Below are 14,018 nucleotides of genomic sequence, written 5' to 3'. Positions count from 1 at the left end.
GCGACCCAAAGTTTTCCACAGGCTTTGGGCAAATTTTTCACAAGATGTTGCCCTGTCTAGAGAAGACCTGTGGAAAACCTGTGGAAAACTCTTAAATTCTTAACTATAGCTGTCGTGAGCCTGCTTAAGACATTTGGGGTGGGGCGCAAAGTGCCCCACCCCAAATGTCCCTGTCCTCACTGCCTTGGAGGTTGCGATACCAGAGATTTAAGCAACGATCTCTCGCCTCTTCATTCCCATTCGATCGTTCCGGGCGGCTTAGAAGTGATGTCATACACAACCCGGTTCACGCCACGCACCTCGTTGACAATGCGATTCGCCACAGTTTCTAGTAAATCGTAGGGCACTCTTGCCCAATCTGCCGTCATGCCATCTTCGCTCGTTACAAACCGCAGGACGATCGGATAGGCATAGGTACGCTGATCACCCATTACCCCAACACTGCGAATAGGCAATAGCACCGCAAAAGCTTGCCAAAGCTCATGATACATTCCGCTGCGGTTGATCTCCTGGCGGACGATAAGGTCAGCATCCCGCAAAATATTGAGGCGCTCGACCGTGATTTCACCAATGATCCGGATGGCTAAGCCAGGGCCTGGAAAAGGCTGACGACGCACGATCTCGTCAGGTAAGCCGATCGATCGCCCCACATTACGCACTTCGTCTTTAAACAGCTTGCGTAGAGGCTCGATTAGCTTAAACCGCAGATCTTTAGGCAGTCCACCCACGTTGTGATGGCTCTTGATCTTGACTGCCACCCGTTCGCCCGTTTTGCTATCTGCGTTGGTATCAGCAGATTCAATCACGTCCGGGTAGAGTGTTCCCTGTGCCAGATAGTCAAAGGGGCCTAACCGCTTTGATTCTTCCTCAAAGACGCTGATAAACTCATGGCCGATGCGCTTCCGCTTCACTTCAGGATCGGTGACTCCAACGACTTGCGCCAGGAAGCGATCGCGCGCCATGACGTACTCTACAGGAATGTGAAACTGCTCCCGGAACAGCTTTACTAGCCGCTCTGGCTCGCCCTTGCGCATGAAGCCTTGGTCGATAAACATACAGGTTAGCTGGTCGCCGATCGCCCGATGCAGCAAAAAAGCTAGCGTCGAGGAATCTACTCCGCCCGAAAGCGCTAGCAGCACTCGCTTGTCGCCCACCCGCGCCCGGATTTCTCTTACCGCCTCTTCGACAAAAGCATCAGTTGTCCAGGTCGGCTCACACTCGCAGATGTGATACACAAAATTGCGAATTAAAGCCTGACCCCCCAGAGAATGCACGACTTCTGGATGAAACTGAACGCCGTAGAGCTTACGGGCATGATCGGCAATGGCAGCTTGGGGCGTGTTGTCAGTATGAGCCAATAGCTCAAAGCCTTCAGGCAGGTGGGTCACAGAGTCTCCATGACTCATCCACATCACAGCATCATTCTCTACAGACGTGAGTAGATCAGTAGCATCATTGATGTGCAGTGAAGCCTTTCCATATTCGCCGCGCTCTGCCCGTTCTACGCCGCCACCCAACTGCTGCACCATAACCTGCATCCCATAGCAAACGCCTAGCACGGGGATACCGAGGTTCCAAATTCCCGGATCGCACTGAGGGGCGCCAGGGTCATAGACAGAGCTAGGGCCACCCGAAAGAATAATGCCTTTGGGACTCAATTGCCGCAGTTGTTCGATCGACGTGCGATAGGACAGAACTTCTGAGTAAACCTGGGTTTCACGAATTCGACGGGCTATCAGCTCAGAATATTGAGAACCAAAGTCCAAGATGACGATCATCTGGCGATCGAGCCTGGGGGTAGATGAAGTCTGCGGGGGGGTTTCAGTTTGGAGAGTCACCGCTGAGTCCTGATGTGAGTTCTAAAGGGATGAATAAACATATCAAAAATCTGGATGCTAAAAGATTAAAAGAAGCAATCAAATGTAACGAAATTTAGATATTCTACTTAGACTAGCAAACCTGGAGAGAGATTAACAAACTTTAGGGAAAAGCGAATCCCCTATTGGACTACGAACAATAATTTGGCGATCGCGGTCAAATAGAATCGAACCTACTGCGACTGCGCGATCGCTGTGAACTTTAATGTAGGCGGCTGCACGCTGATCAATTTGCTGAGCGATCGCACCATAGACCCACTCAACCCAAGCGCTATTCAATTCACGCAAATGTTTCAATGCCGCTTCTGTGGTCGGGCTAGCCAGGATGAGCTGCACTTCTGCCGTAGGTAATCCCAGATTAGCGCAGTGCGCCGCCAGGATTTCTTGCCGTCCATCTGCAACATGATGATGGGTGTGAAAGATGCCACCCGCTAGCTTAATCAGCTTGCCGTGATAGCCAAATAGCAGCACTGACGGAACGCCCTGCATTCCAGCTTCCACGAGCAGCGGCCCCAGCCAATTTGCCGTTTTCACGAGACGATCGGGCCGAATGCCCAGTTTTCGAGACAAATCCAGACCATTCTCGCCAATACAAAAAACTAGGCATTCGTGCTTTGCTTTGTTTTGCAGATCCTGCCGAAAAATCTCCAGTTGCCCTGGTGCGCTGAGGGGCTGGGCAATGCCTGAAGTGCCCAGCAGCGAAAGACCTTCGACTACTCCAAAGGCAGCGTTTGACGTGCGCTCTGCTAAAGCCTTCCCTTCGGGCAGAATGATTGTCACCTGCAAGGTTTCTCCCGATCGCAGGTGTCGCCCCAAATTTTCTTGCAATAGCCGTCGGGCATAGGCATAGATGGCGGGCTGGTCATTATGCTGCCCCAAACCTTCGCCGCCCTGAATGGCGATCGACTCCTCTTGCCCAGCCACATTCAGTGCTACTAACGCCCAAATGGGGGTGTGTCGCGTCAAATCCAGATTGTCGCCTGGATCGCTGCGGGTAATGGCAAGCGCTGAGTTAGGGCTGAGTCTGGCAACTTGTTCGATCGCAATGTCTACGGTCTCAGATGGCTCTAGGAGATCAATAGAGACACTGTTCAGTCCTATGGGTAACTCTTGGTGAAGATGATAGAGGGCAGCGATCGCCGCCGCGCAGGCGAATACAGGCAGCGTATATCCCGCACGAGGAGACGGATTTGAGGAAAGCGTCACGGTAATTCACCGAACTGCGATCGGTACCATTCTAACAGAGCTTCTGCCGCTTCAGCTCTCTGGCGTTCTGCCTCAGCTCTCTGGCGTTCTGCCTCAGCTCTCTGACCCAATTCCAGGAAAGTGAGAAATTTTTGTCCATCTGGGCGGTAGATTTCCAATTCCTCTTGTCCAATTAAAAACCGAATTCTCAGCAGAGGGCTGACCCAATTCAGCGGGTTTTCAATTCCCTCAAACTCAATCCCTTCTGAATCTCCGCCAGCCTCAGTTCCAGGGCGAAACCACCCCGTTAGCTCAACATCATCTGGATCATAGACGTAATATTCCTGAACGCCATAGCGCTCATAGAACTTAAACTTTTTCACCATTTCGGCAAGGCGATTGCCCGGAGAGAGAATTTCAAAAACGACTTGGGGGGCAACATTGCCCTCTTCCCATTGCTTGTAGGAACCGCGATCGCCCTTCCCTCTACCCAAAACCACCATAGCATCGGGCGCTTGGCAGATGGTGTTACTGCCTTGAACCGGGTACCAAAGCAAATCACCCGCCACAAAAACATCGGGGCGATCGGCAAACAGCAGCTCTAGGTTTTCCTTAATGGTGACGATCCATCGGAATTGTTTGGTGTTATCCGACATAGGCTGACCGTCGCTATCTGGGTAGGTGATGTTGGGTTGGGAAACGGCAGTCATAGGCTTTGGGGATCGCCATTAGAGGGTAAGGAAGAGTCATGTAGATTATTCTATCGAATTCCTTTCGGGGCTAATCTCACGCTATCTCGCTAAGATCAAGTCAAATCTTCGATTCTTACCGCCGTGAACCCTGTCGTTGACTATCTTCGGATTAGCTTGATCGATCGCTGCAATTTTCGGTGTCAGTACTGTATGCCCGAAGGCGCAGAGCTAGAGTATTTGCAGCAGCAAGACGTGTTGACGCATGAAGAGCTGCTACTGCTGCTGCGAGAGGTATTTATCCCTACAGGCTTTACTCGCTTTCGGCTAACAGGAGGCGAACCGTTGCTGCATCCGAAGGTGGTAGATTTGGTGAGAACGATCGCTGCCTTTCCCGAAACGCAGGATCTGTCCATGACCACTAACGCCTTTAAGCTGGCAGACTTAGCGCAGGATCTTTACACTGCCGGACTGCGCCGCATTAACATCAGCCTGGATTCGCTGGAACCCGAAACCTTCGATCGGATCATCGGCAACCGAGGACGATCGCGCTGGCAGCAAGTCTGGGCAGGCATTCAAGCCGCTCATCGCGTCGGTTTTGATCCGCTCAAGCTAAACGTAGTCGTAATCCCTGGCGTAAACGACCACGAAATTCTCAATCTGGCGGCGCTCAGTATCGATCGCCAGTGGCATGTGCGCTTCATTGAGTTTATGCCAATCGGCAATGCAGAGCTATTTGGCGACAAGGGCTGGATTGACTCAGAAGATTTGCGGCAACAGATTCGCAGCCAGTGGGGGCTGACTGAATCCCAGGTGCGCGGCAATGGGCCAGCTGACGTGTTTCAAATTCCTGGAGCGAAAGGTACTCTGGGATTTATTAGCCAAATGTCTGAGTGCTTTTGCGATCGCTGCAATCGCATGAGGCTCTCAGCAGACGGCTGGCTGCGTCCCTGCTTGCTAAACGAAATTGGACAACTCGATCTGAAAACGGCGCTGCGATCGGGCATATCTACCCTAGAAATCCGTCACCAAGTTCAAGAGCTGCTTGCCCTCAAACCCGAAATTAACTATAAGCAGCGAGAATCTGGCGCAAGTGGTGAAGCTTATGCTAGAACGATGTCTCAGATTGGGGGCTAGATAGGAGGGGCGCCCAGAAGTATATCTTTCGCCAGTTTGCCTAGGACATTTTGGGTGGCGCACGAAGCGCGCCACCCAAAATGTCGCTGTCCTAACCGCCTTGACGGTTGCCATAACCATAAAAATAAGCTCCCTGATTTGATTTTCAAGGAACTTAATGAATTTTTAGATGTCGCATCGCAGCCGCGCAAATGCAACTTGGGATTGTAAATTTAAGACCGTAAATTTAGAAGCTGCAAGCCAGAAGGCTTGCATCCAAAAAGATTTAAGCTTGGCGAGAGTAATACTCAACCACCAGCAGTTCATTGACTTGCAACGCAATCCACTCGCGCTCAACTACGCCATTGACCTTGCCCGTCAGCTTGCTCTTTTCAAATTCCAGATGGCTAGGCAGGTGAGCCAAACCCGGAAATTGCAGATTTGCCTCTACCAGCTTACGAGAGCGATCGGTATCCCGGACGCCAATCACATCTCCCGGACGGCATTGGTAGCTGGGAATATCAACCACACGACCGTTAACCGTAAGGTGACCATGGTTGACCAACTGACGTGCTCCCGGAATGGTAGGAGCCATTCCCATACGGAAAATGGTGTTATCCAACCGCATTTCCAAAAGCTGTAGCAAAACTTGACCTGTAGAACCTGCCGCCCGCCTTGCTCTGCGCACGTAGCGAAGCAGCTGTTTCTCAGATACGCCGTAGTTGAAGCGAAGCTTTTGCTTCTCTTCTAGACGAACGGCATACTCTGATCGCTTCTTGCGAGCTTGACCATGTTGACCAGGGGGATATTCCCGCCTTGCAGTCTTGCGCGTCAGACCGGGTAATTCACCCAAGCGGCGCACAATTCTGAGGCGAGGACCTCGATATCGCGACATCTAACTTCCTCTCTACAAAAACTTGCCCAAAGTTATTATCTTAGTCGATATAATCTGAACCTTAAAGATTCTATCAATTAGATTTAACTATTAGTGTGACTTCCATCAGTTTTAGCGATGGTTGGCTTTAGCGATGGTTGGCAGGTAAATGATCTGCAAATTAGATTACATCATTACTCTGCCAGTTGTTTATGCTAGCATTGTTCTCTGGCAGATATTCTTTCGGCATAGACATTGCAGCATTAGAAGGCTCATGCGAGTTCTGCTGCGTCGATACGTAGAGCTTCACGTAGAAACTGCGTCTAAACGAAATTTTTACAACCCAACTCATTTCAAAAAAGGCTGAAGGTGCTATGAACCAACAGGTTGCTCACCCGATGGAGAAATTCCAGCGTCAGGTGCGATCGCTCATCCAATCTAAAGTAATTAAACCCACGGACAGGCTTTGGAAAATTGCCCTGCTCTATGGGGATGATTGGAGCTATTGGAAGAAGGAGTTAGAGGACTTTGAATTTACCATGCAGGACTCGATTAGCGATTTGCTAGATGTGGAAACCTGGGAAGACAGCGATTAAGGCTTGGATTAAGCCCAGACCTAGTGGCTAACCAGACTTAGTGACCAAATTGGTGCAGGTCAGGGCGGACTTTAGCTCGAATAGCGATCGCAGTGATATTGTCATGCCCATTCTGCTGATTTGCCAACTCAATGAGCTGATGAACTCCCTGCTCCAAATTGCTCTGTGAACTCAGCAATGGCTCCACATGGCTCTGCCAATGGGTTTCCAAGAGATTGTTGTCGGTCAGTCCATCCGAGCAGAGCAACAGCAACATATCCTCATTCAGCTCCAGGAAGCGAATATCCGGAATGACAAAGTTTTCGTCGCGCGGCCCCAGAGCCTGAGTCAGTTGGTAAGCATCCGGTCGCGCATAGGCAATTGCAGGCTCCACACCGCGCTGAATTTCTCTTTGCCCTACCTCATGATCAACTGTGACCGTTTCCAGACCTTGACGACGGCTAAAGCGGTAGAGGCGGCTGTCTCCCACATGGGCGATCGCGGCTTCTGTATCCTGTACCAGCACTAAGACTAGCGTTGTGCCCATACGTCCACTGCCCGATCGAGAATTTTGCTGATTCAGATCATAAATTGCCTGATTTGCCTGGTGAATAGCTTCGCGGATGCTCTCCTGGCTGGGCAACTTGTCTTGCCAATGTTCAGCAAAATATTTCTGAAGCGTTTCCACCGCCAAGGCGCTAGCCACTTCACCGCTGGCATGTCCGCCCATGCCATCGCAGAGAATGTACAGCCCTTTTGCTTGGAGCGATCGCCCTTTAGAACTCTCTATTTTTTTAACTTCAGTTTGAATGCTGAAGCAGTCCTCGTTGTGATCACGCTGCCGACCAATGTCTGTCAGACCTGCATCGTCTAAACTAGCCAGTCGCATGGGCAGCACAATGGTGGGAGAGTCGTCAGCCTCCGGCACATCCTCATTAGGAACCGTTGGTTGAGCCTCAAGATCATCCTCAAGATTATGCGGTTCAGAACCTGAAAATTCTGAACCCGGAGATTCAGAGCTTTCCTTGGAAGGCAGATTCGTCGGAAGAGCTTGTCGTGCCACATTTGGGCTGCCACTAAACAGCGCTTCGCCATTGAGAGTTGCGTCGTCAATCATAAAGGGATTGAGGGGTTCAGGGGGACTTAAAGAAACGGTAGCTGGGGGAAAATTGACTTGAAGCGTCGTCGCGATCTCTCCGATACGCGATCGCAATTGCTCTAAAGAGTTGACAATCCCTAGCTCTAAATCACTGTAGAGCTGTGCCAAGTCTCCGCGCTGGGTGCGCTGCGATCGCTGGAAGAGGCTTTGCCATAGGCGCCCCAAGTCTCGTAGCTGTGGGGGCTGTTCGGGGCGATCGGCGTACAGCCTCTGTAAGCACAGCAGCGAATCCTCATCAACCCGCAGGTTATCTAGCACCAAAAGGCTCTGACAACAGTTCCCAGACTGCAAAGCTGCCCACAGCTCAATCATTTCATGCAGCCAGTGCAAAAGCTGTATCGGCAGCACCTGTTCATCTCGCCAGAAGTCGAGCAAGAGGGGCAAGCTTGAGCGATCTTCTAAGAGTAAAACTTGAAGACCTTCCTGCTCCCAAGCATCATGCAATTGGGGTAACGGTAAGGCTGGGTAGCGTTCTTGCAACTCTAGGTAAGGCTGGGCGATCGTCGGAATTGCCGTTAAAGCGGATAAGGGAGAAGAAATTTCTGGGAGCGATCGGCTCAGATGCCAATCCTGACCTCTGAAGGGCGAAACCTGTAGAGGCTGACAGTCCAAAACTTTTATCTCTGCTTCTGTGCCGTCTACCTTCTCTGGCAAAGGCGCAAGTATCTGGTAACGCTGCTGAATGTCTAAGTATTTTCCGTTGGGTAAGACATAGCTCATCTGATGGGCTGAGGCAACCTCGTCCGCAGCAGCAGTGCTTACGGAACCCCCTGAGACTAAGAGTCGATCCAACCTGAGCGGCTGTAAGGAGCCATTCTGTCCATCATGCTCTTGAGTGAAAATAAGCAGCGCTTTCCAAAAGGTGCCAATGGCGGTACCGCACTGCAGACAATAATCTGCATCAAATACCGCTGTAGCCTTGCAGGTAGGACACTTTTGCTCAAGCAGTGATTCGCCACATTTTTGACAAAATTTGTGGGTATCGGGGTTTTCAAACTGACACTGAGGACAAACGAGCATTTAGGAACTTCCTCAACTCCCAACAGAAAAGCCTTCTCTGTGCTCTACCGAGTTATTTTATGCTGAGCAGCTGATGAACAGACAATTCACAGATAATTCTGAGTTGATTCCCATCAACTTCTGCACCAACCTCCGCATAGATTACACGATGGAGCCACAATTTTGGATCTGGTGTAACTCTCTCAGAATGCCCAAACTCAGAGGCTAACGCTCAGGCAATTCCCTCAAGGCTAACGCAAGTTAACTGCGAGATTCAGTCTAATCCTGGGATATTTACTACTCCTATTCGCTTCCTTAATCTGCCTTAATCTGTGGGAGAATTTACGACGCGGTAGATATGGCAACCGCCAAGGCGGTTAGAAGGTTCTAAGTAAACTGGCGACAGCTATATCTCTGAACTTGAGTCTACCTGAGACATAGTAGACTCAGTTAGCAGTAAACCGTGCTGATAGGTCGCCCTGCTTTGCAGTAACTTCAAAAGTCGCTACGGACTTTCCCGATTTCTGGCATTTGCTGAAAACAGAGTAAGACGATACTGTCTGTGTTGAGCAATGGTTCATAATTTGCTGTACCGCCATTCATAATTATCGCATCCATAGATTTATGTCAGAACTCACTCAGACTTTACTGGTCGCTAAGGCGGCTAAAGGCTTGAGCTTTTCAGACTTAGAGAGCGTTCTAGGTCTTAATGAAGTTTGGATCGCAGCCTTATTTTACGGTCAAGCCAGCGCCTCAAAGGAAGAGGCTGAAAAGCTGCTGGATGCCCTAGGGCTAGGTCATGAGTGGGTTTCAGGGCTGATGTCTTATCCGGTTAAAGGATTGGGACCTATCGTACCTACCGATCCACTGATCTACCGCTTTTACGAGATCATGCAGGTGTATGGGATGCCTATCAAAGAGATTATTCAAGAAAAATTTGGGGATGGCATCATGAGCGCGATCGATTTCACTCTAGACATTGAGAAAGAGGAAGATCCTCGGGGCGATCGCGTCAAAGTTACCCTCAACGGTAAATTTTTGCCCTATAAGAAGTGGTGAGCCTACATCAGCCCCGCATTAGCTCCACATTACAATAGCCTCTTTGACAGACATGAGCTTCTTGCGACTTGCGTGAGTTAGAAATTTGGCTCATGATTCTGAATCTATACTTAAATTCTGGGAGGTAGTCAGTATCTTTTTTAACTGAACGGCAAACTGCTTAGGGCAACACTTTCTAATTTATCTCGCTTTTTTGGACTTGCTTAGGCTCCTGAGTTGCAAATAGGTCAAGCTTTTGGGTGTCAGAAAGACGTGATGGGGCGTGAATTTACGAATGTAGCTCTCAGCAAGTTTACGTAGTGAGTATTTTTACTGGTATCAAAAACTTTTTTGTGTGGTAAATTGGTTACATCTTCACAGCTATATTACGAAAGATTCAAAAACCTTCATCGAAATTTTTACTAGCAAGATATCCGCAAACGGTGAAGGTAGGCTTAGTGGACGTGAGTGCAGTGTTTGTAGAGAGTGCGGGTAAAAGCTGAATTTCTTGAATCAGGTTGGCAGAATGACAATGGGGCAGACTACCTCAACTTCACTGTTTAGAGCCATTCCACCGGAAAGGGTAGGATTGAGCGGAGAGTACGATCACAATGGTTTAGCAAAGCGGGTTTCTCTGACCCTAAGCCGCACTTTTGAGCCTGATGAGATCGGCGGGTTGCGCCTTAGCCAACGAGGCTCAGTAGTGGTTCTTGTCGGAGATATTTCTAGTCAGCAACTGCTCATTCGGCTGGTGAATGTTGTAATGAGCATAAGCGGTGCTGCGGATGTAGAGATAAACGGGATTGGAGTCGCCGATCGCCTTACCGCCTATCTCAATAACCCCTCTAGAGCTTCTTTGCATACTCTGCTCAAAGCATTGCGCAAAAGCTAGTCCAGTCTTATGTCAGGTGCAAAAGATGAGTCAGGTTGCCTTGCATCAAGAAAGTCATAATCTAAACAGCAATTGCCTCAGAAGATTTGAGAGATTTTGCTGATTTCTTACATTTCGGAACCCGGTTTTTACCGTTAAATAACGTACTGATCTCAACTTTGCTCTCAAACTGACTGCCCTACGAGGTCTTTGTCAGCGATCGGCAGCTTTGGATTCAGTCAGAGCGGCTCTTCACCTATCCTGCTCCGATATCATGGTGATGGCTTAGCCTCGATATCATGGTGATGGCTTAGCCTATACTCTTTGCTCAAGGTCGGCAGAGAGTATGGGCTAATTGATCAATCTGGCCAGCACATAGAGCAATATAGCCCTACGTAATTGAGTTAGGGCGAGTTATTTTTTGAGAGCCGCGCGGAGTGCGGCTCTCAAAAAATAACTCATTGGATCTAAGCGCGTAGCGCTATATTGCAAGGTCGAACCCAGGAAGTGGCTGTTCTTTGGAACGGGTGGCTACGCCATAGCATCTTTGTCGCCCTTCAGGTTGCCCTGCCCGACTCGTGCGACAAAGATGCACTTCAGCTCAATTGATGAGGCTGACGCACGGCTCAACCATTAGCTCTCAGGCCTTACGCAAGCCCTCTAGCTGTAGTGCATTTTTGTTGTGTGTGGTGGGCTGCGCCCACCACACACAACAAAAATGCGTAAGTCCTAGCTCTAATAAAAGCTCTAATAGACATTAGCTCTAATAGACAAATCCTGAAGATTGTCTAAAAATTATTTCTAAATTACGTCGGGATTAAGAAGTTCATGCGTAACATAATGCAACAGATCCTTATAATACGGAGATAAGCGACTTTAGCCCCTTCTCGCACATAATCATCAGCACCCGCTCTAGGCTGTCCAGCATGAACGTAGCAGCAGATCTTCCCACCGACATTACCCTACCTGAGTGGCTTCAGGGATGTATTATTGAGCAGCGATCGCCTCTCACCTGTGATGGCAGTCCTTTAGCCTCGGAAACAACGCTGCTCTGTCAGGCCTTTGAGTTTGCCTACTGCCTGCATCAAGGGCAGAAACGCGCCTCTGGAGAACCCTACATTGCTCATCCGGTAGCGGTTGCTGGGCTATTGCGCGATCTGGGCGGCAGCGGTGCCATGATTGCGGCGGGTTTCCTGCATGACATTATTGAAGATACGGATGTGACGGGCGAAGAAATAGAAAGCCGCTTTGGGGTAGAAGTCCGGCTGCTAGTAGAAGGCGTGACCAAGCTCTCTAAATTTAATTTTTCCAGCAAAACCGAGCGGCAGGCTGAAAACTTTCGCCGGATGTTTTTGGCAATGGCGCAGGATATTCGGGTGATTGTGGTCAAGCTTGCCGATCGCCTCCACAATATGCGCACTCTGGAGCATCTGCCAGATGACAAGCGCCGCCGCATTGCCCTAGAAACCCGCGAGATTTTTGCGCCGCTGGCAAATCGTCTAGGGATTGGTCGCTTTAAGTGGGAGCTAGAAGACATTGCTTTCAAATATCTGGAGCCAGAAGCCTACCGGGAGATGCAGGAGCTGGTTGCCGATAAGCGGATCGATCGCGAAACCCGGCTAACGCAGGTGGCGGATACCCTACGCGATCGCCTCCAGCAGCTCGGCATTCACTGCTCAGAAATCAGCGGTCGCCCCAAGCATCTCTACGGCATCTATCACAAGATGCAGCGGCAGCAAAAGCAGTTCCAAGAAATCTACGACATCGCGGCAATTCGCGTCATTGTTCAGACCAATGATGAATGCTATCGTGCCCTAGCCGTAGTGCATGATGCTTTTCGCCCCATTCCTGGTCGCTTCAAAGATTACATTGGGTTGCCCAAACCCAATCGCTATCAATCGCTACATACGGTCGTGATTGGTACAACGGGCAGACCGATCGAGGTACAGATTCGCACCCTAGAAATGCACCACATTGCCGAATATGGCATTGCTGCCCACTGGAAGTATAAAGAGTCGGGCAATTCCAACGCTAAGCTCTCGACTGATGACGAAAAGTTTACCTGGCTGCGGCAGCTGTTGGAATGGCAGAGTGACCTAAAGGATGCCCAAGAATATCTAGAAAGCGTTAAAGACAATCTGTTTGCAGATGATGTCTATGTGTTTACGCCGGGTGGCGATGTGGTGGGGTTGAACCAAGGTGCAACTCCGGTAGATTTTGCCTACCGCATCCATACCGAGGTGGGAAACCGCTGTGCCGGAGCCAGGGTGAACGAGCGCATGGTGACACTAGATACTCGTTTGAAGAACGGCGATATTGTAGAAATCATTACGCAGAAAAACGCCCATCCGAGCTTGGACTGGCTGAACTTTGCGGTGACAACGGGCGCGCGCAACCGGATTCGGCAATGGTACAAGCGATCGAACCGCGATGAGAATATGCTGCGGGGGCGAGAAATGCTGGAAAAAGAGTTGGGCAAAAGCGGCTTAGATGCGCTGCTTAAGTCTGACCCGATGCAGACCGTAGCGGAACGCTGCAACTATGCTTCTCCTGACGACCTGATTGCGGCATTAGGCTATGGCGAAATTACCCTGAATCTAGTTGTCAATCGCATCCGAGAGGCGGTTAAAGCCAAGCAGCCGATCGCTCCGGCCACCCATGAAACGCTGCTGCTCCCTTTGCATCCCTCGGTTAACCATTCCTCTGTCAGTCATTCCTCGGTGCGCACTAAAGGCTCGCCGATCGCCGGGGTCGAGGGGCTGCTGCATAATCTAGCTGGATGCTGTAACCCAGTTCCGGGTGAAGCCATTATTGGCGTGGTGACGCTGGGTAGTCGAGGTATCTCGATTCACCGTCAGGGCTGCCACAACACCGACAGCATACCGGGCGATCGCCTGATCCCGGTGAGCTGGAATGATGCCGACAGCCGCGATCGCCGTCCGCAGACCTACCCCGTCCAGGTGCAGATTGAGGTGATCGATCGCGTGGGTGTCCTTAAGGATATTTTGTCTCGGCTCAGCGACTACAATATCAACGTTCGCAGTGCCCAGGTCAAAACCTTCCCCGCACAGACTGCCACCATTAGTCTTGGTATTGATATTCTCGATCACGCTCAGTTAGAGCGGACATTTACACAAATCCGCAAGATGAGTGACGTGATCAAGCTCCGGCGCGTCAGTCAGGCAGAGCAGGAGAATGAGGAATAGTGCTTTCAATCCATGCCCTCTCACATCTTCCTGCTGACGCGGGTTTGCACCTTTCAGCAAGCGACCGAAAACAAACTTCTGAAACGAATCGACGCGGGTAAAGATCACCGGAACGGTCACCAGCCCTAGCAGGGTTGAAGTTGTAATCAAGAACTCCTCTGCAAGCAGACGGAGTATGCACAGCCAACTTTTTTTGCTTATGCTTACGCCCCAAGGGGCGAGGAATTGACCCTTGACGAGATTAATACCAATTTGAATTGGAACCACGACAGATCCCGGTACGGGCTTGGCAATGCCAAGCCCCTTCTGAAGTTCGATGTGCCCACAAATTCGTTTAAATCGGGATAAATTGGTGACTCTGTAGCTGGTTTAGGGAGGTATAGCGCTACGCACATACGTTAGGACACTCTTTAAAGGCAGCATCAACGC

The 14,018-nt window shown here is 50.2% G+C and carries 11 protein-coding genes; 5 read left to right on the top strand and 6 right to left on the bottom strand.

Annotation, left to right across the window (positions count from 1 at the left end; translation table 11 throughout):
* Positions 1–230: 230 nt before the first annotated feature.
* The 3 genes from guaA to AC5JMP_RS02645 all read right to left on the bottom strand — a co-directional run bounded on the left by guaA (position 231) and on the right by AC5JMP_RS02645 (position 3,772).
* Positions 231–1,778, bottom strand: a complete 1,548-nt coding sequence (gene guaA, locus AC5JMP_RS02655) for a glutamine-hydrolyzing GMP synthase (RefSeq protein ID WP_495849930.1) — start codon at positions 1,776–1,778, stop codon at positions 231–233.
* A gap of 192 nt (positions 1,779–1,970) precedes the next feature.
* Positions 1,971–3,083, bottom strand: coding sequence for a cobalt-precorrin-5B (C(1))-methyltransferase CbiD (gene cbiD, locus AC5JMP_RS02650; protein ID WP_495849877.1), 1,113 nt, complete (start codon positions 3,081–3,083; stop codon positions 1,971–1,973).
* The gene (locus AC5JMP_RS02645) at positions 3,080–3,772 is read right to left on the bottom strand and encodes a Uma2 family endonuclease (RefSeq protein WP_495849876.1); all 693 of its coding nucleotides are present in this window, start codon (positions 3,770–3,772) and stop codon (positions 3,080–3,082) included. Before AC5JMP_RS02645 ends, cbiD begins: the two co-directional genes overlap by 4 nt.
* Positions 3,773–3,895: 123 nt before the next feature.
* On the opposite strand from AC5JMP_RS02645, the gene moaA reads away from it, so the two are divergent.
* Positions 3,896–4,888, top strand: coding sequence for a GTP 3',8-cyclase MoaA (gene moaA, locus AC5JMP_RS02640; RefSeq protein WP_495849875.1), 993 nt, complete (start codon positions 3,896–3,898; stop codon positions 4,886–4,888).
* A 265-nt stretch (positions 4,889–5,153) separates the two neighbouring features.
* Here moaA and rpsD read toward each other — a convergent pair whose 3' ends face one another.
* Positions 5,154–5,762, bottom strand: a complete 609-nt coding sequence (gene rpsD / locus AC5JMP_RS02635; protein ID WP_495849874.1) for a 30S ribosomal protein S4 — start codon at positions 5,760–5,762, stop codon at positions 5,154–5,156.
* A 353-nt stretch (positions 5,763–6,115) separates the two neighbouring features.
* On the opposite strand from rpsD, the gene AC5JMP_RS02630 reads away from it, so the two are divergent.
* On the top strand, positions 6,116–6,337 hold the full coding sequence (locus tag AC5JMP_RS02630; RefSeq protein ID WP_495849873.1) for a DUF4327 family protein: 222 nt from the start codon (positions 6,116–6,118) through the stop codon (positions 6,335–6,337).
* 37 nt (positions 6,338–6,374) lie between these two features.
* Here AC5JMP_RS02630 and AC5JMP_RS02625 read toward each other — a convergent pair whose 3' ends face one another.
* Complete coding sequence (locus tag AC5JMP_RS02625) at positions 6,375–8,495, bottom strand: serine/threonine phosphatase (RefSeq protein WP_495849872.1); 2,121 nt, start codon at positions 8,493–8,495, stop codon at positions 6,375–6,377.
* 474 nt (positions 8,496–8,969) lie between these two features.
* A complete protein-coding gene (locus tag AC5JMP_RS02620) occupies positions 8,970–9,092 on the bottom strand; it encodes a hypothetical protein (protein ID WP_495849871.1) in 123 nt (40 codons plus the stop codon).
* A gap of 6 nt (positions 9,093–9,098) precedes the next feature.
* Between AC5JMP_RS02620 and cynS the strand changes: the two genes are divergently transcribed.
* The 3 genes from cynS (at position 9,099) to AC5JMP_RS02605 (ending at position 13,589) form a co-directional block, all read left to right on the top strand.
* Positions 9,099–9,533 carry a cyanase gene (gene cynS, locus AC5JMP_RS02615; RefSeq protein WP_495849870.1) on the top strand — a complete coding sequence of 145 codons (435 nt, stop codon included), beginning with the start codon at positions 9,099–9,101 and terminating at the stop codon, positions 9,531–9,533.
* 511 nt (positions 9,534–10,044) lie between these two features.
* Complete coding sequence (locus tag AC5JMP_RS02610) at positions 10,045–10,404, top strand: hypothetical protein (RefSeq protein ID WP_495849869.1); 360 nt, start codon at positions 10,045–10,047, stop codon at positions 10,402–10,404.
* 905 nt (positions 10,405–11,309) lie between these two features.
* Positions 11,310–13,589: a RelA/SpoT family protein gene (locus AC5JMP_RS02605; protein WP_495849868.1), complete on the top strand. Its 2,280-nt coding sequence runs from the start codon at positions 11,310–11,312 to the stop codon at positions 13,587–13,589.
* The last annotated feature ends 429 nt before the right edge of the window (positions 13,590–14,018 follow it).

The sequence above is a fragment of the Drouetiella sp. genome, assembly GCF_059504425.1.
This window is presented reverse-complemented; position numbering and strand designations above follow the sequence as displayed.